Annotated in this window: 24 protein-coding genes; 1 reads left to right on the top strand and 23 read right to left on the bottom strand. The window is 47.5% G+C overall.

Annotated features, from left to right (window positions below):
• Positions 1-55: 55 nt before the first annotated feature.
• The 13 genes from dinG to MH144_RS24990 form a co-directional block, all read right to left on the bottom strand.
• Positions 56-2926, bottom strand: a complete 2871-nt coding sequence (gene dinG, locus MH144_RS25050) for an ATP-dependent DNA helicase DinG (RefSeq protein WP_239305029.1) — start codon at positions 2924-2926, stop codon at positions 56-58.
• Positions 2927-3086: 160 nt separating this feature from the next.
• Entirely contained in the window at positions 3087-3764 is a 678-nt protein-coding gene (locus MH144_RS25045; RefSeq protein WP_343226115.1) for a tetratricopeptide repeat protein, read from the bottom strand.
• A gap of 41 nt (positions 3765-3805) precedes the next feature.
• Positions 3806-4189: an aspartate 1-decarboxylase gene (gene panD, locus MH144_RS25040; RefSeq protein ID WP_095292807.1), complete on the bottom strand. Its 384-nt coding sequence runs from the start codon at positions 4187-4189 to the stop codon at positions 3806-3808.
• Complete coding sequence (panC, locus tag MH144_RS25035) at positions 4182-5078, bottom strand: pantoate--beta-alanine ligase (RefSeq protein WP_239305028.1); 897 nt, start codon at positions 5076-5078, stop codon at positions 4182-4184. Before panC ends, panD begins: the two co-directional genes overlap by 8 nt.
• Positions 5075-5950: a 3-methyl-2-oxobutanoate hydroxymethyltransferase gene (gene panB, locus MH144_RS25030; RefSeq protein WP_127540457.1), complete on the bottom strand. Its 876-nt coding sequence runs from the start codon at positions 5948-5950 to the stop codon at positions 5075-5077. The genes panC and panB overlap by 4 nt, the downstream gene beginning before the upstream one ends.
• 334 nt (positions 5951-6284) lie before the next feature.
• Complete coding sequence (locus tag MH144_RS25025; protein ID WP_239305027.1) at positions 6285-7262, bottom strand: biotin--[acetyl-CoA-carboxylase] ligase; 978 nt, start codon at positions 7260-7262, stop codon at positions 6285-6287.
• The gene (locus MH144_RS25020) at positions 7249-8580 is read right to left on the bottom strand and encodes a CCA tRNA nucleotidyltransferase (RefSeq protein WP_239305026.1); all 1332 of its coding nucleotides are present in this window, start codon (positions 8578-8580) and stop codon (positions 7249-7251) included. The genes MH144_RS25025 and MH144_RS25020 overlap by 14 nt, the downstream gene beginning before the upstream one ends.
• Positions 8581-8614: 34 nt before the next feature.
• Positions 8615-9775, bottom strand: coding sequence for an N-acetyl-alpha-D-glucosaminyl L-malate synthase BshA (gene bshA, locus MH144_RS25015; RefSeq protein WP_239305025.1), 1161 nt, complete (start codon positions 9773-9775; stop codon positions 8615-8617).
• Between the two features lie 96 nt (positions 9776-9871).
• Positions 9872-10570, bottom strand: a complete 699-nt coding sequence (bshB1, locus tag MH144_RS25010) for a bacillithiol biosynthesis deacetylase BshB1 (RefSeq protein ID WP_239305024.1) — start codon at positions 10568-10570, stop codon at positions 9872-9874.
• Complete coding sequence (gene mgsA, locus MH144_RS25005; RefSeq protein ID WP_239305023.1) at positions 10567-11007, bottom strand: methylglyoxal synthase; 441 nt, start codon at positions 11005-11007, stop codon at positions 10567-10569. The genes bshB1 and mgsA overlap by 4 nt, the downstream gene beginning before the upstream one ends.
• An 11-nt stretch (positions 11008-11018) precedes the next feature.
• Entirely contained in the window at positions 11019-11822 is an 804-nt protein-coding gene (gene dapB, locus MH144_RS25000; RefSeq protein WP_239305022.1) for a 4-hydroxy-tetrahydrodipicolinate reductase, read from the bottom strand.
• A gap of 84 nt (positions 11823-11906) precedes the next feature.
• Positions 11907-12431 carry a tetratricopeptide repeat protein gene (locus tag MH144_RS24995; RefSeq protein WP_239305021.1) on the bottom strand — a complete coding sequence of 175 codons (525 nt, stop codon included), beginning with the start codon at positions 12429-12431 and terminating at the stop codon, positions 11907-11909.
• Between the two features lie 51 nt (positions 12432-12482).
• The gene (locus tag MH144_RS24990; protein WP_239305020.1) at positions 12483-12812 is read right to left on the bottom strand and encodes a nucleotide pyrophosphohydrolase; all 330 of its coding nucleotides are present in this window, start codon (positions 12810-12812) and stop codon (positions 12483-12485) included.
• Between the two features lie 170 nt (positions 12813-12982).
• Here MH144_RS24990 and MH144_RS24985 point away from each other — a divergent pair, with 170 nt between their 5' ends.
• Positions 12983-13852 carry a YitT family protein gene (locus tag MH144_RS24985; RefSeq protein ID WP_239305019.1) on the top strand — a complete coding sequence of 290 codons (870 nt, stop codon included), beginning with the start codon at positions 12983-12985 and terminating at the stop codon, positions 13850-13852.
• Positions 13853-13944: 92 nt separating this feature from the next.
• On the opposite strand, the gene MH144_RS24980 is transcribed toward MH144_RS24985, so the two are convergent.
• The 10 genes from MH144_RS24980 to MH144_RS24935 form a co-directional block, all read right to left on the bottom strand.
• Complete coding sequence (locus MH144_RS24980; protein ID WP_239305018.1) at positions 13945-14814, bottom strand: sporulation protein YpjB; 870 nt, start codon at positions 14812-14814, stop codon at positions 13945-13947.
• 60 nt (positions 14815-14874) lie between these two features.
• Positions 14875-15501 (bottom strand): DUF1405 domain-containing protein, encoded by a 627-nt coding sequence (locus tag MH144_RS24975; protein ID WP_239305017.1) that lies wholly within the window; start codon positions 15499-15501, stop codon positions 14875-14877.
• Positions 15502-15613: 112 nt separating this feature from the next.
• Positions 15614-16495: a menaquinol-cytochrome c reductase cytochrome b/c subunit gene (locus MH144_RS24970; RefSeq protein WP_239305016.1), complete on the bottom strand. Its 882-nt coding sequence runs from the start codon at positions 16493-16495 to the stop codon at positions 15614-15616.
• A gap of 21 nt (positions 16496-16516) precedes the next feature.
• Positions 16517-17188, bottom strand: coding sequence for a menaquinol-cytochrome c reductase cytochrome b subunit (qcrB, locus tag MH144_RS24965; RefSeq protein ID WP_017687726.1), 672 nt, complete (start codon positions 17186-17188; stop codon positions 16517-16519).
• Positions 17189-17203: 15 nt separating this feature from the next.
• Complete coding sequence (locus MH144_RS24960) at positions 17204-17746, bottom strand: QcrA and Rieske domain-containing protein (protein ID WP_095361914.1); 543 nt, start codon at positions 17744-17746, stop codon at positions 17204-17206.
• A 192-nt stretch (positions 17747-17938) separates the two neighbouring features.
• Positions 17939-18484: a DUF2487 family protein gene (locus MH144_RS24955; RefSeq protein WP_239305015.1), complete on the bottom strand. Its 546-nt coding sequence runs from the start codon at positions 18482-18484 to the stop codon at positions 17939-17941.
• A 31-nt stretch (positions 18485-18515) separates the two neighbouring features.
• Positions 18516-18695, bottom strand: a complete 180-nt coding sequence (locus MH144_RS24950; protein WP_095292837.1) for an IDEAL domain-containing protein — start codon at positions 18693-18695, stop codon at positions 18516-18518.
• A gap of 23 nt (positions 18696-18718) precedes the next feature.
• Positions 18719-19225 carry a gamma carbonic anhydrase family protein gene (locus tag MH144_RS24945; protein ID WP_127540304.1) on the bottom strand — a complete coding sequence of 169 codons (507 nt, stop codon included), beginning with the start codon at positions 19223-19225 and terminating at the stop codon, positions 18719-18721.
• A 46-nt stretch (positions 19226-19271) separates the two neighbouring features.
• On the bottom strand, positions 19272-20390 hold the full coding sequence (locus MH144_RS24940; RefSeq protein ID WP_239305014.1) for a hypothetical protein: 1119 nt from the start codon (positions 20388-20390) through the stop codon (positions 19272-19274).
• A 235-nt stretch (positions 20391-20625) separates the two neighbouring features.
• Positions 20626-21225: a histidine phosphatase family protein gene (locus tag MH144_RS24935; protein WP_239305013.1), complete on the bottom strand. Its 600-nt coding sequence runs from the start codon at positions 21223-21225 to the stop codon at positions 20626-20628.
• Positions 21226-21238 lie beyond the last annotated feature (13 nt).

The raw sequence follows: 21238 nt of genomic DNA, 5'->3' as shown, positions 1-21238 counted from the left end.
TCACACTCTAATAAAGTTTACAGCGAGAAGCCCTTATTACGCAACGACGTCATACCTAATTCACAGTAGATTCATCCTGTGCTGGTGTTTCCAGCCACTCGCTAATTCGGGGAACCATCTGTTCAGTCAGCATATGTTCCATTTTGGGACCAGGTAATGAATATAGGAAATACTTTCCGTAATAGGACTCAATCACCCGTGTATCGTAAACGATGACAATACCCCGATCCTTGGCTGTACGAACAAGCCTGCCGAATCCCTGCTTGAAACGGATGACAGCCTGTGGAACAGACAGCTTCATAAACGGATTCTTTTTCTGTTCCTGCAGCAGTTCACTCTTCGCCTCAACAAGCGGATGGTTCGGAGGCTGGAAGGGCAATCTCACAATCGCCAGACAGGTTAGCGCCTCTCCAGGGATATCTACCCCTTCCCAGAAACTGCTGGTGCCCAGCAGAACCGTCGCTTTCGCATCCTGGAACCTGCGGGTTAACTTGGAACGACTGCCACTATCAACGCCTTGACCGAGCAGCGAGATATCGTTACCCGACAACGCTTCTTTTAATGGATCATAGACCTGGCGCAGCATTCTGTATGAAGTGAAGAGCACCATCATGCGGCCCCGTGTCGCAATAGCCGTTTCGGCCAGAGATCTTACGAGCATGTCGACAAAGTGAGCATCACCCACACTGCCTTTTACACTTGGGAAATCACGAGGTATGACTAGCAAAGCCTGATCCCTGTACCGGAATGGTGACGGCAGCATGGACGTCAGCAAACGGTTATTATCGGCTGCTTCCTGCAAGCCAAGCTGTTCAATCATGAACTGAAATGACTTATCAACAGAGAGCGTAGCCGAAGTAAGAACAACGCTTTTCTTTTTATCGAAGAACATGTCCTTCAGCTGAGCACTAACATCGACAGGAACAGCATAGAGCTGCAGTGATTTGCTGCGGAATTGGCCGCTTGCCTCCATCCAGTATACCGTTTTGGCATCATCCATTCGCATGAAGAAACGAAGGTTTTCTTTGAGCGTCGCCAAATCCTTAAGCAGACCTGTAATGTCCGTGATCAAGCTATCCGATTGGTAGTCGTCCTGGTCTTCTTTCACTTCAAGAAGCAGCTTGTCTCCCTTGCGGATCAAGTCCCCCAGTGTGACATAAATCTGGTTCTCGTAATCCTGCAGCTCCTGCCACTTCGCCGGTTTCATTGAAGGCTTCAGTCTGAGGGAAAATTGCCCCGTTTCCCCTGGAGAAGCATCACTTCGCTCAGGCAGCAGGTTAAACAGAGCATCGCTCAAGCGATCCCACATCTCTTTGACTTCAACAGCAAGCGGGAACATCTGGTCAATGACTGAGCCCCACTGCACCGAATTTTCATGACCCGCCAGTTGGGTACGCAGCATGGGAAGCTGACCGTTCCGACTATCCTTAAACAAACGGGTCAGAGTATGAACCAATGTGAAATATTTCATGTGAAGACCCAAGTGCTTACCTGCCACATCCTCGAGATGATGAGCCTCGTCGATTACGAGACTCTCGTAAGCCGGCAGCAGCTGATGAGCTGCTTTTACATCCGTAAACAATTTGGAATGATTCGTAATGACGATATCAGACAATCCAGCTTCATGCTTCGCCCGATGGTAGAAACACTTCCTGAACCACGGACAAGAACGTCCCAGGCAGGATTCGGATTCGCTCTGTACAGTTTCCCAGAAGTCCCCACCACGTGCACTGAGGTTCAGCTCCTCGTCATCTCCGGTCTCTGTCTGGGTGAGCCACACAATCATTTGTGCCGCTGTAAAATAATCTTCTTTCGGTGTAGCAAACTCACGTTTGTTGATCTTGTGCTCAAATTTCCGCAGACACAGGTAGTGACCGCGACCTTTGAACACGGCAGCCTTAAACGGAAAAGGCACCACTTTGGTCAGAAGCGGGATATCACGCTCCCGGAGCTGTTCCTGCAGGTTGATTGTATGCGTGCTAACCATTACTTTTCGTTCCTGCTTCACACTCTCATATATGGCCGGCAGCAAGTACCCCAGGGATTTACCCGTACCCGTACCCGCTTCGATTAACAGATGCTTTTCTTCGTCCAGCGCTTGCCTTACACTGCTAAACATCTGTGTCTGTGCCTCGCGTTCTTCATAGTGATCCAGTGTATCCTGCAGATTGGCCCGGACCTGATCCATATACTGCTCAAAACTTACGCCTTCAAGCGGATTACCTTCGCGTTCATCGCGTGGTGCACCGATCTCGGTCCAGTCACTCACATTCAAGGCCAATTGGCGGTAATACGTATGTCCATCCAGATCCTGTATAGGCTCTGCTTCCTTCTCACTGCGCATGCCATCGAAGAACCAGCCCAGATCGCTGTCCTCAGGTGCAAACAGATCGCTGAGGCGCTGTATCGTAATCAATGGCAGTTGACGCAGCTCATCCAAACACTTCAGGAGCACATAGGCTGTCGCCAAGGCATCACTGTCTGCCTGATGAGGACGGTCATGCTGGAATCCGAATTCTGAAGATACATACCCCAGTTGATAAGAACCAAGTGAAGGAAATGAAATTTTGAGAAAATCAATGGTATCCAGAATACGTCCGGTGAACGGTAAGTAGCCGCATCGGTCAAGCGCATTCTGAAGGAAATGAAAATCAAAAGCGACGTTGTGTCCCACAAGGACAACATCGTCTAGCAGCGGAACCATCTCCATCATCATCTCTTCGAGTGAAGGAGCGCCCGCTACATCTTCGTCAGTAATCCCGGTTAATCCCGTAATAAACGGAGGAATAGGCACACCAGGGTTTACATAAGAACTATATATTTGAGTTATGCTGTAGTCATGATCTATGATGGCAAGTCCGGCTTGTATAATCTCACCATCGGACTGCGTGCCGGTTGTTTCGAAATCCAATACGGCAAATTTCATTGCAATGTACAAGTCCCTTCCATTCCAGTCTATGTTACAGCATAGCAAAAAAACGGGCATTTGAAAATTAACTGACAAAAAAGGCGGTGTTCCCTCCATAATCTTAAAGGAGAAAACACCGTCTTAATGCCGCTTCACTGCACTTGAATTTCGAGTACGATCAGCTTATTCCATATTGCAGTTGTCCGCTGTTCAGCCTGCAGGCTTCCATATTATACAACGGTTCGGTCAACGTTGGGTCATGCTGTAGTGCCTGTGCAAACAAGGAACATGCTCCTTTGGGGTTCGCGAGCTTGGCTTCGAGGCAGCCCAGCGCATTGCAGGCTAACCCCTTCAGCCTCGGAGAACCATTCAGGTGCACGATGAGCCGCAGGTGACTTCCCGCTTCCGCGGTTTGATTGAGGTTCATATGCGCAAGACCCAGGTAGTACCGAGTCAGTGCACTGTCCGGATATTCGGCAATAATTTGTGAAAATTGCATAATCGCCTGCGGAAACATTTGTAACTTGAAGTATCCCTGACCGCGACTAAAGGATTCCAAATGGATTTCAGGCAGAGCAGTGACTGCTTCCTGTTCCGGTTGGAGTGCTACCGGTTGTTCCAAATCCCTGACCTGACTCATCTTCTCCTCAAACATCAGCCACTCATCAATCATCCCGTCACTCATCCGCTTCAGCAAGTTCCACTTTTGCAGCAGTTCCTGTTTGTTCAGACCTTCAGCGGAAGGGTAGCGCTTGATAATTTCATCTAACATGTCGTTCATTTCCGCGAAAACATGCTGGAACATCGATGCATCCCCACCCTTGAAAAAATGGATTAGTGCGTGACCTGTACTCATTTTTTGCAAGGTGGACCGATTTCATTCCCCTTACCAGTGGATTACATAATTGTCGCGTGAACTTCCTGCTTCATGGTCTGTACAGGTTTGTTTTGACCGTCCACAAAGACGACAGTAGGTTTGTGCGTATTCGCTTCTTCCTGAGACATCATCGCATATGAAATGATAATGACCGTGTCTCCAGGCTGCACAAGCCGTGCGGCTGCACCATTAAGACAGATTACTCCGCTCCCACGTGGTCCGGGAATTACGTAGGTCTCAAGCCGTGCACCATTGTTGTTGTTTACAATTTGCACTTTCTCATTTTCCATCAGATCAGACGTTTCCATCAGATCTTCATCAATGGTAATGCTCCCCACATAATTCAGGTTGGCTTCCGTAACTGTGGCACGGTGTATTTTGGATTTCATCAATGTTCTAAACATGGGACAGTACCTCCGCTCTTTGCAATCTTGTATTATCAATCAGTCTCGTTTTGCCAAATTTCACAGCAAGTGCAATCAGTATATCATCTCGTCCGTGCACTTTTTCCTGATCAGCAAGCGGCTCCAGACTCGGAAAAGCCTGAACCTCTGCATAATCAATAACAGCACGGGAGGAACGCCCGATGTTCTCACGCAAAATACGGCGTATATCCGCAGCTGTTGTGTCAGCACTTGTATCCACCGCTTCTTGAGCCGCACGCAGCGCCTTGGACAGGACCAGAGCTTCCTGACGATCTTCAGCACTCAAATAGACATTACGTGAACTAAGTGCCAAGCCATCCTGCTCCCTTACGATAGGACATGGAATAATCTCAACAGGCATATTCAGATCATTGACCATTTGCTGGATGACTGCAACCTGCTGTGCGTCTTTCATTCCGAAAAATGCGCGCTGTGGCTGCACGATGTTGAACAGTTTCGATACCACTGTTGTGACACCGTCAAAGTGTCCGGGACGGGAAGCACCGCATAGCCGGTCAGTCAAACTTGAGACGGATACCGTTGTTTGTGTCTGCTGTGGATACATCTCTTCAACGGAGGGAATAAATACGATATCCACTCCCTGCGCACGTGCCGTCTCCACATCCCTGGCTTCATCCCTGGGATAGCTGTCAAAGTCTTCATTTGGTCCAAACTGAATCGGATTTACAAAAATACTTAATACGACAATATCACTCTGCTGTTTGGCAGCATACATCAGGCTTGCATGACCTTCATGAAGATAACCCATCGTAGGTACCAAGCCTACAATAGTCTCTTTGGATTGCGTGGCTTGACGCTTCAAACCAATTTCTTGTCTAAGTTCTGTGATGGTTCGAATCACTTTCATGAGTTGCTCTCCACCTTTTCTTTGCGATGTCCGTACAGCTGCTCTACAACGCCGTCTGCGGCAGTAAATACATGCTCCTCCGCAGGGAAGGAACGGTCTTTGACTTCTTTAACATAAGCTCCAATGCTGTTACGAATCAGAGTACCTACATCGCCGTATGTTTTGACAAAGCGTTTCGGCATGTAAGGAGAGGCATACTGAACCACATCATGGAATACCAAAACCTGACCGTCACATCCACGTCCTGCGCCAATACCAATTGTGGGAATGGACAGTTCCTCCGAAATAGCTCTTGCCACTTCTTCGGTAACGAGTTCAAGAACAATGCCGAAGGCTCCCGCAGCTTCGAGTGCCTTCGCTTCATCCATTAGTCTTCTGGCATCCGCTGCATCCTTACCCTGAATCCGATATCCGCCGATCTGATTCACCGATTGCGGTGTCAGTCCGATGTGTCCCAGAACCGGCACGCCGGCCTGCACGACAGCCTTAACGGTATCCGCGATCTCCACGCCACCTTCCATTTTGACTGCATGCGCATGACCTTCCTGCATCAAACGACGAACACCCTTCAGCGTTTCATCCACGCTGCCGTGATAGGTCATGAACGGCATATCCGCTACGATGAATGTACTCCCTGCACCCCTCACAACGGAGCGGGTATGATATACCATATCGTCTATCGTCACAGGCAGGGTGGAATCATAACCCAGCACTACATTACCGAGCGAATCCCCGACCAATATCATGTCAATGCCTGCTTCTTCCGCAAGCAGAGCCGTGGGGTAATCGTAAGCCGTAATCATGCTGAGCGGCACGCCATCCTGCTTGTATTTTTTCATTTTCACAATATTCAACGCTTGTTTGTTAGCCATTTTCTTCATGGCTCCTTTCTCCTTTTCATTTCAGAACGCAACAAAAAAACCTTTTAGTTTTCCACTAAAAAGTCCCGAAAAGTCAAAAAAGAGTCACTTGCGATCGTCCCTTCTGTCTCGGTCCTCTTCGGCTCAGAGCAGAATCCAACAACTCACTTAACACATTTTCCATTTTGCTATGCATCTGTTCATCATCAAGCCAATCAGGCATACTGTTGCCGGAGTGCAATTCGGTCTGCAATAGCCGATATCGCCTCACGAACACAGTATACCAAAGATCAGCCCAAACTTCACGTGTTATGTTCATTATTTTAGTGGAAATTCGACAATTTCCTTAATCGATCAATGATATTTCTCCCGATACCACGGTTATACGTTCGCCACTTCTCTTCTCTACAATCAAAGCCCCTGAAGGGTCTAGCCCAATGGCTGTTCCCTCAATGTCTCCCTGCGGGTTCGAAACCTTCACTTCACGATGAATCGAGACAGAGAGAGCTTCCCATAAGGACGCGATTACACCGAAACCTTCCCTTTGATACAAAAGGTAAAGATGTTCCATTTCATTCAAAATCGCAGCAGTTAACTTCGTTCGATCCACCTGCTGCCCAGTCTCGACTTTAATTGAAGTCGCAATGGACGTCAGATCTTCCGGATAATCCGTAAGTTCAAAATTAACATCTACCCCGATACCAGCAATACAGTATCGCAATTCATGATCTTCTACCGCTGACTCCAGGAGGATACCACACATTTTGCGACCATTAATCAAAAGATCATTCGGCCATTTGATGCCTGCATCGGCCCCAGTATGGGCCCGGACAGCCCGGCAGACGGCTACCCCCGTCAGTAATGTCAGCTGGGGCGTATTCCGAAGTGGCTGCTCTGGACGCAGCAATATGCTCATCCAGATCCCCTTGCCAGGAGGTGAGAACCATTTGCGCCCGAATCTTCCCCGTCCACCTGTTTGTTCCTCGGCAAGAACTACCGCCCCCTCTGCCTGACCCTGTTCAGCCATTTGCTGAACATCGCCTTGCGTAGACAAGGTTGAGTCTAAGATGAGTGCTTTACGCCCAAAGACAGATGTTTGCAGAGCCAGTTGAAGGCCTGCTGCATCAATACTGTCAGGTCTCGTAAGGAGGCGGTATCCTTTGCGGGAGACAGCCTCGAATTCATATCCAAGATCGCGTAGCTTGTTCACATGTTTCCAGACTGCTGTTCTGCTAATGGACAGGTTCCGGCTGATTTCTTCCCCTGACACAAATCGTCCATCCGCATTCATGAACATATGTAACAGTTCTTCATGTTTGGTCATCTGCAGCCACCCGCTTCACTTCCGCAGTCAGCGCTTCAGGCTGATTCGCTATATTTCCAATCGCTGTTTCACGTAACAAATGCTTCATCAACTGGCCCAGCCAAGGCCCACCCTTGCGCTGGAGTAGTCCAAGAACATTCTCTCCGGTAATATGAAGATCTTTCAGTTCATGCACCGGCATGGATCGACTCCACTCAGCTGCATTAGCAAGAATCGCTTGGTAAGACTCCTCTGCTGAAGCGGAATGGAGGTTGCCTACTGGCAGCAGAGGTTGGATCTTGAGCCAGTCCGCAGCGGCCTGACGTCCGCACGTCAGTACAGCAACAATCCACTCCGATCGCAATAACACTTGATCCTTATGATTCTGCACTACCGTCTTCATTAACTCCTCAACCTGTAGAACCCCGGTGATCCGCATACGATCATCGTTGGAAAATGTCCACTTGCGCAGTAAAGCATCAGCTTCATCCTTCTTATACTGACCTGCGATCAGCAGCAGCGACCAACGAAGCAAGACATCATCATCTGTCAAATTCCCAATTTGGGGTAGTAGATTCCTATTGAAGCGGCTACCTTGCACAGGAGCCTTAATATATTCCAGTGTCTTACTGCGCAGCAGCAATTCCAAACCTCTCAGCGGATGAGGACCAGCCATCATTTTCACCATCTCGGTACGTACTCGTTCCATGGCGATATGTTGCAGCAAGTCTCTCTGCCTCACAAGACCTTTCCACGTGTTATAGGCAATTTTGAAGTCAAAAACCGAAGCAAACCGGACACACCGAAGCATGCGAAGCGCATCCTCACCGAACCGCTCACTCGCTGCGCCCACACATCTGACCCGCTCTTCACGAATGTCCTGCTGTCCACCAAACGGATCAACGATTGTACCCCTTCTGTCCATGGCCAGAGCATTCATCGTAAAGTCACGACGCTGCAGGTCTTCTTTGATATCCTTGACAAACTGGACTTCAGACGGTCTTCGATTGTCTTTGTATTCCGATTCCGTGCGGAATGTTGTGACTTCGAAATAATACCCACCTGAACGTACAGTAACCGTCCCGTGCTGTAGTCCTGTCGGAATACAGTCTGCAAACAGTTCCATCACTTGTTCAGGAGATGCCGAGGTTGTAATATCCATATCATCTACATTGCGTCCCAACAGCTCATCCCGAACACAGCCACCAACCCAAAAGGCATCATAGCCCTCTTCATTCAACTTGAGCAGCACCTGTTCACTCTGCTCAGCCATCTCGAGATCTACCCTCGTCCATTGCACCAAACCAATCACCTCATTACTTGCCTGTTGCTTGATCACTCTGTATCGCTGCTTCTATCGAATATATGGCAGTTCAACCGCAAACGGGTTTTAGATTGGGAACTTCTCTTCCCAGTACCCGGTAGTATATTTGTTCATATTCATGACGGATGGCATCATTGCAAAAATCATGATGTGCCCTATGAAGACAGGCTTCTCTGAAATCTGCTGCCAGTCGATCGTCAGTCAACAAACGAATGGCATTCTCAGCCATGGACTCTGTATCGCCGATCGGTGATAAAAAGCCGGTTTTCCCGTGTAATACGAGCTCAGGAATTCCTCCTGCCTGTGATCCAACGGTCGGCACACCGCAGGCCATCGCTTCCAGGGCCACAAGTCCGAAGCTCTCTTTCTCCGAAGGAAGCATTAGGATGTCTGCCATGGAAATGACTTGTGCAATGTCATCCTGTTTGCCCAGAAAATGAACTTTGTCATTCAAGCCCAATTCATTAATTTTCCATTGAATTTTAGGCAAATCCGGCCCCTCTCCAACAAACAGCAATTTGGCTGGAACCTGCTCCTGAACCTTACGGAAAACTTCAACAACGTCCTGTGTCCGCTTCACCGGGCGGAAGTTGGAGATATGCATCAATATTTTCTCGTTTGGAGCAGCAAAATCCCTGCGCAGACTGGCCGCGTCCCGAGGATAATAAATTCGCTTATCAATAAAATTATATGTCAAATCAATTGGACGTTGAATGTCCAGAAGCTCAACCGTCTCCCGAATCAAATCCTGTGAAACCGCGGTTACCGCATCACTTTCGTTGATCGCAAGCCGAATGAGATCTTTCAGGGATTCATCCTGTGCTAGTACGGTAATGTCTGTACCATGCAGAGTCGTGACAACCTTCAGATCATCGCCAACCATCTGTTTGGCCAAGAAAGCACATACTGCGTGCGGAACTGCATAATGCACATGCAGCAAATCAAGCTGCTGGGCTTTCGCCACTTGAGCCATCTTGGTTGCCAAGGACAGGTCGTATGGCGGATATCGAAATACATAATAATCGTTTACTTCAACTTCATGATAAAAAATATTTTTCTGAAAAGTACCCAGTCGGAACGGAATACTATTCGCAATAAAATGAACCTGATGACCCTGTTCGGCAAGCAATTTGCCGAGCTCCGTTGCGACAACGCCAGACCCTCCGAGGGACGGATAACAGGTGATACCAATCTTTAGCTTTTGATCCATCCGGTGGACGCTCCTTTAATCTCCCGCGTGTGCGAGTTGATGTAATGCAACGGAATTTATAATTTATATTAGGGTAAGAGCTTGCGCAGCAAGGTATTATCTATCTGCTGCGCCAAACTGCCCAACGACATAAGGTGTAATACTCGCAAACCCTTCTGCGAATGAAATCAAACTCCGCTGACCCAGCAAGGAGTCCCGAGCTCTTACGCGTTCGATATACCCCTGATTCAACGGGGTAGAAACCGTTCCTGCCCCTATCTCAAATTGGGAACGATAACTGAGCAGCGATTTTTCCTTTTGCTCATAGTGTTCCGTAATATCGACAATCAAATCCACCGGTCCCATATCGTTAATGAAGTAAAAATACAACTCCTTCACTTGGGTGGCAGGCATGTCCGGCATATAATTACGCAGCTTGGCATTGAACACCGCTTCCTGCACAAGCTTGCTGCACATGACATGATCCGGATGACGATCTTCCCAATAGGGTGCAAATACAATTTTCGGGGCATGCCTTCGAATCTCAGCCGTCACTGCCTGTATGTGCTCAGGGGTTATGTATAAACCTCGATCTGGCAAGCCCAAATTGGTTCGACACGAAAGACCGAGGACGCGGGAGGCTTCCTCCGCTTCCTCGGCTCTGCGCTCTACAGTCCCGTTGGACGACATTTCTGCTTTTGTCAGATCACACACGCCTACTTTCATTCCCGCTGCAGTATGTTTGGCGATCGTTCCCGCCATTCCAATCTCCGCATCGTCTGCGTGTGCCCCGAAAATCAGAATATCGAGACTCATTCAGAATCACCTTTTGTGACTCCGGCTTCCGGTTTGTATTTATGCACAAGCTCTCTCCACCCGAAATCGCCGCGATCCAATGCCTTAACCAGAATTTCAGCCGTTGCAATATTGGTTGCGAGCGGAATGCCCTGTACATCACACAAACGAAGCAATGCATTAATATCCGGTTCGTGCGGCTGAGCCATCAGCGGATCACGCAGGAAAATAATTAGATCCATCTCATTCTGTGCTACTAAAGCACCAATCTGTTGGTCCCCTCCAAGAGGACCTGATTCAAACCGGTGAATCTTCAGTGAAGTTCCTTCCATAATGCGAAGTCCGGTTGTGCCTGTTGAATACAATTGGTGGTCTGTAAACACCGGTTCATAAGCTGTAACAAAGTTAACCATCTCTTCTTTTTTGCGATCATGGGCAATAAATGCAATTTTCAACATGACAATCTCCTTTAGTCGATAAAGTGATCAAATCCATAGATGAGTCCTGTATATTCCATAACCTTCTGTACACCGATTTTTACACCAGGCATGTAACCTGCACGTTCGTATGAATCATGACGAATTTTGAGCGTTTGACCAAAATCGCCAAATACCACTTCCTGCTGCGCAAATACGCCTGGTAAACGAACACTGTGAATCCGGAATCCGTTATAATAACCTCCCCGTGAGCCTTCAATAGTCTCCTCTTCATTAGGGTTACCCTGACGGAGTTCCTCACGGTTGGCTGCAATCAGTTCAGCCGTTTTAATCGCTGTTCCTGAAGGCGCATCCAGTTTTTGATCCCCATGATACTCAATGATTTCAACGTTAGGCATATGTTTGGCCGCTTGAGCCGCGAATCTCATCATCAAAATGGCACCAATGGAGAAGTTCGGGGCAATCAGACCTCCGATCCCTTTGTCCTGACACTGCTTGTCCAGTTGTTCGATCTGCTCCGTCGTGAAGCCGGTAACTCCCATGACGGGTCTGACTCCATAACGGATCGCAAGTTCTGTATGAGCGAAAGCATATTGAGGTATTGTAAAATCAACCATGACCTGCGGTTTCGTCTCTGCAAAAGCCATTTCGATATCGTCGGTTACAAGCACTCCGCATTCCGGAAGACCGACCAGGGTTCCGGCATCAATACCTGCGCCGGAGCGGTTAACCGCGGCAGCAAGCTCCAGTTCAGGGTCTTGAAGAACCAGCTTCACCACTTCCCGGCCCATCCGGCCAGCCGCTCCGATTACGGCAACTCTTATTACTTCACTCATCTTGGCTGCATCTCCTCACTGTATGTTGGTTCAGTCACTAGAAAATTCATATCATCAGCTTTCACTTCAGATGAAATGAATTTCTTATTGAATGGAATTCTTACGCTGCTTGATTTGTTGGTACATTTGATGCAATTGTGCGTTCTGCGGATCCAGCGATATCGCATCACGAACAGCCTTGATTGCACGATCAAATTCATTCAAATCGCTATAGGCCAGTGCAAGCATCACATGCGCTTCGACAGACAGCGGATCAAGCTTAACCGCCTCTTTCAGCAGAGCAGCTGCCGAAACATAACGTTCGTGTGTGCCGCTACCTGCCTGTTCAAGCAAAGCCTTCGCCTGTGTACTTAGCTGTTTGGCTTCCAATGTCTGCAGATGCAGAACATATTCTTCTGTGCCACCGGACAGCTGAGCTGCCTTACGGGCATGTTCCAGTGCCGGACCAAGGTGCTGGCTGCGGGCATGCGTAATGGAACAACGGTAGTGAAGCTCCGCATGTTCCGGGTGAGCAAGAATAGCCGATTCGAACCAACGGATCGCCTGCTCAAAATCATTTTGCAAAATACAGCGGTAAGCCTGCTGCATATAATCTTCCGGCTTCATCATTCAAGCTGTCCCTCCCCATTCGGGTGATGGTACAGCATATGTAATCTACGCCTAATCGGTGTTTTTTGGAGTCCACCGATTTGCATCGCGTGTATTAAATTTATGCATGACTTTGTCGTGTGCCTGCGCCAGATCAATCCCGAGCGAGTTGGCAAAACAAATCGTGATAAACAAAATATCCCCTAGCTCCAGCTCAATGGAATTGTCTGCTTCAGAAGCTTTTTTCGGCTTTTCACCGAACTCGTGATTGACTTCCCGAGCTAGTTCTCCCACCTCTTCCGACATACGGGCCAGCATGGACAGCGGACTGAAGTATCCTTCTTTGAACTGGGAAATGTAGAGGTCAACCTCGCGCTGCATTTCTGCGATGCTTTTCTCCATGAGAACGGATTCTCCTTTTGAAATTGTGTCGTATTTGTTCCTAATATATCAGTTATTTAGTTTGACTTCCACCATCCTGAGGCACAAATCATTTTTAAAGAATCAATAAATAGGTATACTAAGATGGCAAGTATTGCTTCATCATTAATTTACATATGGAGAGGGATCTAATGAGCACTACCAAAACTTGGATTCAAATCAAACTGATTCTCCCTATTCTGCTAGGTACTGCATTGTATGCTTTTGGTCTGCTGTACTTCATTATCCCTAATCAACTGATGGAGGGTGGCGTCACCGGGGTTACCGTACTGCTCAATTATGCTTTTGGCCTCTCTCCGTCTCTGACGACCCTTATTATCAACGTTCCATTATTTCTGATCGGACTCAAGATATTGGGCGGCAGACAGATGGTCTATACAGGGGTGGGCATTGGTGCCCTTACGGTGTTTCTGTGGTTGTTTGAGAAAATGATTCACTCGGGATGGATTGAGCCACTGCACACAGAGAACGATCTCCTGCTGGCAGCGCTTTATGCAGGTGTCACTCTCGGGGCCGGTTTGGGTATTGTATTCCGCTCAGGCGGTACGACAGGTGGTTCAGATATCATTGCACGGATTCTCAATCGAAAATATGGATGGAGCATGGGCCGAATTTTGCTCGGTATCGATTTTATTATTATCGGCATCTCCCTAATCTACATTCCAAAAGAAAAAATACTCTATACGCTGGTTGCGGTCTTTATCGCCTCCAAGGTCATAGACTTCATTCAGGAAGGGGCTTATTCCGCTCGAGCATTCATGATCATTAGTGACCATGCACCAGAAATAGCCGATCTGATTACCCGGGAAATGGACCGCGGTGTAACGCTTATTCCAGCCATCGGCGCCTACTCCAAACAAGCCAAACATGTTGCTTACTGCGTTATTTCACGTCAGGAATTCAGGCGACTGCAAACCATTGTCAGATCCGTTGATCCCCGAGCCTTTGTTATCATCAGCGATGTACATGACGTTCATGGAGAAGGCTTCAAGGAATCCTGAAACCAACCAAAATATACGCAAAAACCTCTATCCCAAGGACAAGCCAATTCAAGTCCTTGCGGTATAGAGGTTTTTTGGTTCGTAGTTAATGATCAGCGCCGGAATGGAAAGATGCCTTGCTGCTGTGCACGATACTTACGATATCCCGCATAGGTTAGTGCGGCCACAATTACGGAAGTGATGAATAACCCTGCGGCTCTCCGGTTTGGCCCTTGAACAAATGGAACAAAGGCACTCTCATCCTTCTCGCGACCAAACAATTGATTAACCAGTTCTTCGCCTTGGGATATCATACTTTGCAGCTGAGTGATATCTGGCTGTTTAGCTCCAGTCAGCCCTTTGGTATGGGATAACCAGGCGTCCAGCTGAGCGATCTCGTAGGGTTCACGACGAATCATCGCTGCCGGTCGAATGGTCTCATAGTGTTCCTCGAGCAATGCATATCGGCTGGTGAGTGCTGCTGTTTTCTCATGCTGACTTACAGCAGTGGATATGGCCTGAAGATCATCTTTTACAATTTTATAATATTGGAGCCATAAAGGTTTGGATGGATTAGCAAGACTGTCAGCAGCGAGCCGCAGCTTGGCAGAAGCCTGCTGAAGATCGGTGTCATCACTTTTGACGCGGACAGCTGCTTGTTTTACTTCCACAATCGTTTCGGATAAAGCATGAATGCCTTCGACCGTCGTCTGACCTTCAAACGAGATATGCTCCAACCGTTCGCTAATCCGCATAATACCGTTTCTGACTTCTTCGATATTATGATCTAAGGCATGCCTGTAGAGCGATGTCGCTTCCTGATTAAGCTGCTGAATGGAACTATTGACGAGGGCTTGTTGATCCGCTTCTACTTCCTTCCCTTCACTTTGTGCAGATACACTGTATGACAAGTTCGTCCAAAACAACAGCGCCATGAACGATACTACCATTAATCCGGTTTTGTTCCAGAACATTCTCTTCATGGACATCCCCCCCATACCAATGTATGGCAGGGCACGGGCACTTAGAACAAGCTTACGAAATCAGGCTCGTTTAGCCTGTCTTAACGCCAGCCACGCACACAGAATGCTAACCAGCGTAAGCCCGAAAGTGAAATTGCGCACACCATCCAGATGCTGATAGAGAGCACTCGGCAGCCAAGGGAAAATATCATATGTATAGTCCATCGTATCGTTCAATAACGTCCATAGACTGGCAATAAGCAGCGCAGCCCATCTGAAACCAAAGAACCTGACATAAATCAACGCTTCAATGGCCATGGCACTGTGTGAGGCGATCAGCATCCAGTCCTGCCAATGCGGCGACCCACCCTGCATCCAACCCGCAAAAATAATTGAAACGGCCCAGACCCCATATTTCACCGATGTAACCACAGCGAGAGCTTGAATAACATGTCCAATTCGGTTGAGCACCGTAGACTTAGGTTTATATAGAACCCATAAAAGACCAAGGGTAAAAAACAAACTCGCTGTGGGACTGTCCGGAACAAAAACAACCTGCCATATGGGCTGTTCCTCCAGTGTTAGTTTTAGCTGATCTCCGTACCATATGTACCCATACACGGTACCTACTGCATTACACCAAAACAGAAGCCACAGGAAATACCGATTGGTCAGAAATTCCCTGCTCCAGAAAAACGATAAAGACACGTTCGCTGCCCCTTCCTTCTTACAATTCTATAGTCTTTTTGAAGCGTTGATTGGTTAAACACTCAAAAAAACCTGACCGCAACAACAGTCAGGTTTTTGGCTTAATTCGATTTTACTGTTCTGACTTCTGTTTCGCAAGCCATTCCGCCAGGTGATTAATATCGTCGTCTGTCAGACCTTGGGCGATAGCTTGATCATACATTGCAGGCATAGTGTTATAGCCCTCTTTAATTATGGTCAAAATCTCTTCCTGGCTGTGTTTGTCACCAATACCACGAAGCGAAGGTCCATTGGCTCCCTTCAAATCAGCAGCATGACAAGAAATACACCCTGCTTTTTTGAGTGTTTCCATTGCAGGATCATCCTTCTCAACGATGGCCACTTCTTGTTGTTGGCCCGGTGCATTGGAAGTCGGCAGACCTTGTTCATGCTTCTCGTGTGCCTCTTCCTCACGCTGAATATGCTCAGGCTTCTGGCCTGTCGCTTCAAGCTCGTGCTTGTAGTGCGTCCAAGCCACATTCGTGAGATAAAATACAGAAAGGATTGACAGGACCATCAACGATGATGCAATTGGACGTCTGTAAAACCTTCTTTCCTTACCTGTATCCAAGAATGGGGCAAGCAGCAATGCTCCAAAAGCAACCCCGCTGACACCCAGAACACCGAGCAGGACATAATCGCCTGACGCATACGGATATTTTAGATATTGGTACAGAAAAAGGAAATACCAGTCCGGCATCGGAATAACGGATGCACTTGGATTGGCCGGATAACCAAGCGGAGCAGGTTCAGAGATGGTCAGTACCAGGATACCCACCAGCACCACAACACCAACCATCCATTCCTTCAGCAGAAAGTTAGGTATGAATGCTTCTGATTTGCCTGGATACGCTGTATAGTCCGGAGGGGTAATGAACCCTGCCCCTTTACGGACGCGTGAATCACCGACAAAGATAATCTTCTCCTGATCATCAGGCTTGTGTCCGTGAGCCATTGCGATTCCTCCCTTCTCAAATTATAGTGGTCCCGAAATGCCCTGTCTGCGGATCATGATGAAGTGTCCGACCAGAAGCACCAGAAGCACAGCGGGAAGGAAGAAGACGTGCAGGGCAAAGAATCGTGTTAGCGTCTGTGCACCTACAATGGTTCCGCCTTGAAGGAATTCTTTAATGATTGGTCCCAACCAAGGGACGGTATTGGCAATTTCAAGGGTAACTTTGGTAGCAAAATAGGCTTTGTTATCCCACGGCAGCAGGTACCCAGTCAATCCAAGACCCAGCATGACGAAAAAGATCAACATGCCGACAACCCAGTTCATCTCACGGGGCGCTTTATAAGAGCCTGTAAAGAATACACGCATCGTATGTAAAAACATCATTACGATTACCAGACTGGCTCCCCAGTGGTGCATGCCGCGCACAATTTGGCCGAAGGCTACCTTGGTCTGCAGATACTCGACACTGGCATAGGCATTGATAATATCAGGTACATAATACATCGTAAGAAACATTCCTGAGAGAATCTGAATTACGGTGATAAAGAACGTCAAGCCACCAAAGCAGTAGACGAATGCGGAAAAGTGGTGAGCCGGGTTTACGTGCTCTGGAACTTCATGATCCGCAACGTCCCTCCAGATTGGCGTGATATCGAGACGCTCGTCAATCCAGTCATAGACATTTTTAAACATCTGCGTTCACGCCTCCTATTTCACTCGGGTGTTCGGAACAATCTCGCCCAGATATACCCAGCCCTGTTCCTCCTTGACCACATACTCATCCAGCGGTTTCGGGGCTACGGCAAGATTTTTCCCTTCCTTGTCATAGTGCGCGCCATGGCAGGGGCAATGATACTCATCAGGATAATTTTTGTCACTGTTCCAGCCGACTGTACAACCCAAATGTTTACAGATCGGTGAAAGCGCATAAATTTTACCCTGCTCATCCTTGCGAATCCATGCCACAAGCGAAGCATTACTCAGGTACCAACCATCTTGCTGCTGCAATTCAAATGTGAACTCTTGAGGTTCGTTTGTAATTTTGCTGATCTCAGCTACTTTGACAGAAGTGCCTTCTCCCTTGTGCTGCAGAATTGGGTCCACCGCAAAACGGACCATGGGAAGAATCGCACCGGCGGCCATATAGGCTGTAGCTCCACCAAGCGTGTACGTTAAAAACTGCCTGCGTGACATTTCCATCCGGCTTGGCGGTTTGTTCGAGGCTTCGTGCTGGTCATGCTCACTGCTCATACTGTCTCCACCCCCCTTTTTCAGCCAACTCTCTCATACGTTTTCATTATCAGAAATTCCACGACTTACTAGAACATACATAATCATATAGTAGCCCTAGAACACCGTCAAGAATTTGTCACACATTTTTAAGGTTCAATTGTAAGCGTTATTAAAAAAGTGTTGATAAATTGTCACAATTCCAGTTGAATGCTAATTTTTCCACATCTCACGTACTTTTCCCCCGACATACCCTGCTATTTTCACTTCATCTATTTCTTCTACCATTTCAGAACGATTAAAAACCAGATCAGCAGATGAAATTTGGTCTTTCTCCAAAAAACCATCTGATGTCATTATCACCACATATTTGAATCCTGAGCGCTTCAACTGCTCACATATGGTGTTTAATGCCATTGACATTTCCGGAAAGGCAAAATGGAATGCCGGATACGTCATGACCCGTCCTTTAAACGGGACTTCAATCAGATCCAAAAAGTCTCTAAGCCTCTCTAACGCTTCCGTGGCTTCAGCCGGCGACTGATTACCCGTTATACCGGTGAATGGAATAAGGCATGTATCCAGATAGAGTTGCAGTTCAGCCCAGCTGTCTTGAGTCATCTCACTGAATTTCAATTCCCTATTTCCCCTCTCTATCCATTTTATTCTCATATTATATATGAGCAAACGATGTAAATCTATAGAGTTATTCGTAAATCTCTCCCAAATAAACACAAAAGGAAATGCGTAATCACGCATTTCCTTCTTATATGGTTAGATCATCGGTTTATCAGTTTATGGTTTTCAGTTCATCCGTCAGACTCCGGAAAGCTACTTCGTCTCCGGTAGCCAACGCCTTGTCGATTTCCATATACAGCTTCTCGCTACGCTGTTTACGAAGCGCTTCGTCCCACACCATCTCAGCAGCCAGCCCCAACATGACTTCATACGTAACTTTCATTTTATCCAATAGGATGCACCTCCAAAACGGATTTAAGAGCTCCTATATTCCTTACCTTTGGCAACATAACCAAGTGAAGTTCTCGACATCCGCTCAAGGTCGGCATCCGTCAATTCACGGATCACTTTGGCTGGTGTTCCCAGAGCCAGGGTATAGGGCGGAATTTTAGTGTTTTCAGTTACAACAGAACCTGCCCCAATCAGTGTGTATTCACCAATTTCGGCTCCATTGAGAAGGATGGCTCCCATACCGATCAGTGAGCCTGTTCCAATGTGACAACCATGAATAATCGCAGCATGTCCCACTGAAACGTCATCTCCCAGAATCAAAGGTTGATTCGTATTCACATGTCCAACAGCATTGTCCTGAATGTTACAACGTTGTCCGATCCATATTGGCGCCAGATCGGCTCGTAATACGGCATTGAACCAAACCGTAGAATCTGCACCTAACTTCAGGTCACCTATAAGTTTGGCCCCTTCAGCTACATACACCGAAGAATGAAGCTGCGGTTGTTGACCCTTGAATGGGATTATCATATCGGTATCACTCCTTAATTTGGGAGTGATTTTAACAACTTGTCCCCTAAATGTCAAACACAAGAGGCGTTGTGTCGCCAGACAGCGAGCGGCAGGTTGCAGCGAGCCGCAAGCCCCATGCTGTCATTTGCACGGTACTTTCACCCTCCTGCTCTCCGATGCGAAGCATCCCCAGATGCAGCATCATTTTGACAACTCTCGTTTCATAGATCGTCTCCGGCGTGTCGTAATAAAACGGCTGGATTAACGGACCAATTTGTCGGAACAATGACTCTGCGGTGGACCAACCAGGTGCACATTCTCCTGTCCAATACACAATGGAGGACAAGTTTGGAATAGCACCTTTATAAAGTCTTAACCAAAACCGAAATAGCTGTATCATCTCGGCTGTATTCTCTGCACCCAGTTTTTCCTCGCCGGATGCAGTCAATTTCAGCAGCCCTTGTTCTTCCCGAACAAGCCGGTGGTGGAATGCATAGTCATATAGCAATGCAAACCGGTCAGGGTAATCCTTGAAGGAACGACCGTAACCAAACCTCCATCCCGCTTTTCCAACCAATGTTTCACTGACATGAAGATGGTCCATCACCTGCTGCTGGGAACGCCTGTACATCATACCCTCAGCGTTCAAAGTAATTTCATGCTGCTGTACAAATTGCAGGAACAACTTCAGATCGTCCACCAGCAGATGGTATTCATCCCGGTACATCGGTGGTTCATTTGTCGTTCTAATACCTGCCTTCAGGTGTGCGGATAACACATCCCTGAATCTCATTTTCAGATCCTGGGGTACCTGATACAGGTACTTCGTATGCTGTGTTGTTCCATTGAATAACCACCCGCTTTTGGTGAACCGAACGATAAGATCTCGCGGACTGGCGCCGGACTCGCTTTCTTTTTTGTCCATCGACTGACGGGCAATGGCGACAAGTTCCTCCATGCCAAAGTATTGCCGAGGATCAAATAGCAGGTTGTTCAGAAAACGCAAATGCGCCACATTTAGTTCGCTGACCTGTTGCTCAAAAAATCGTCTACTGCCCAACGTTGTGAGAATACTCTGGATGAGTTCATGTTTGGAATTGGGTTTGCACTCACACTGGTAATAGTCCGCTATTCGATTAAGCTGGCCGATATCGGCAAAAGTTAGCATATCCGCTAGATTCATGGGTCCATCGCCTCGCCGTTAACTACTATTGGGCTACTGATTCGGGGCCGGAGTAGTTTGGTTTTGTAAACATGTTTGACGGAATTCCCATGATCTAAACCTCATTTTTCAAATCTTTTATCTTTTTATTCATCCTATGCCTGAACTTGTCTCCTCAGAAGAAAAATGAGAGGCACAGATTGATACCAAACGACAGTTTCGCTGTTTCAAAACAAAAAAAACAACCTGAGTCCAATTACTCAGATTGTTTAGCCGCATCCAATGTTAGATGTCGTGTGCAGTTATATAACAAGGGACTCCAGTCATCCTGTTCTTTTTCCAAGATCGTAAGTGACAAGTTTCCAATTCGTTCCGTATAGCGGTCTTTGAACAAGGCAGATAACAGATTAGCGAGAAAAGCCCCATGAGTTACAATCAATACGTTTTTGTCCTGATATGCAGTCCATAAATCTTCTAGAAACGCTAAAGCGCGAGTCTGTATATCAATAATCTGCTCCTGCCCCAGATCCAGCGTCTCCCAGTCCATTCCCCAGCGGGTGATTCGTTCATCCGAGGTTAAACCCTCGATCTGACCGAAACCTCTTTCTTTCAAACGCGCATCTGGCTCAAGCATAGGCACGTTTAGCAATCCAGAGATAATCTCTCCTGTCTCCTGGGCCCGCGATAAACCACTGGTAATGATATAGTCCCATTGATAATCCTCTGTCAACAGACGGTGTCCCAGACGTTCTGCCTGCTGACGCCCTTCAGCATTCAGTGGTATGTCTGTCTGCCCTTGGATACGCCCTGCAGCGTTCCAATCGGTAAGACCGTGACGAATAAGCCCAATACGCATCTCATCCCTCATT

This window comes from Paenibacillus sp. ACRRY (assembly GCF_022346995.1).
GTDB lineage: Bacteria > Bacillota > Bacilli > Paenibacillales > Paenibacillaceae > Paenibacillus.
This window is presented reverse-complemented; position numbering and strand designations above follow the sequence as displayed.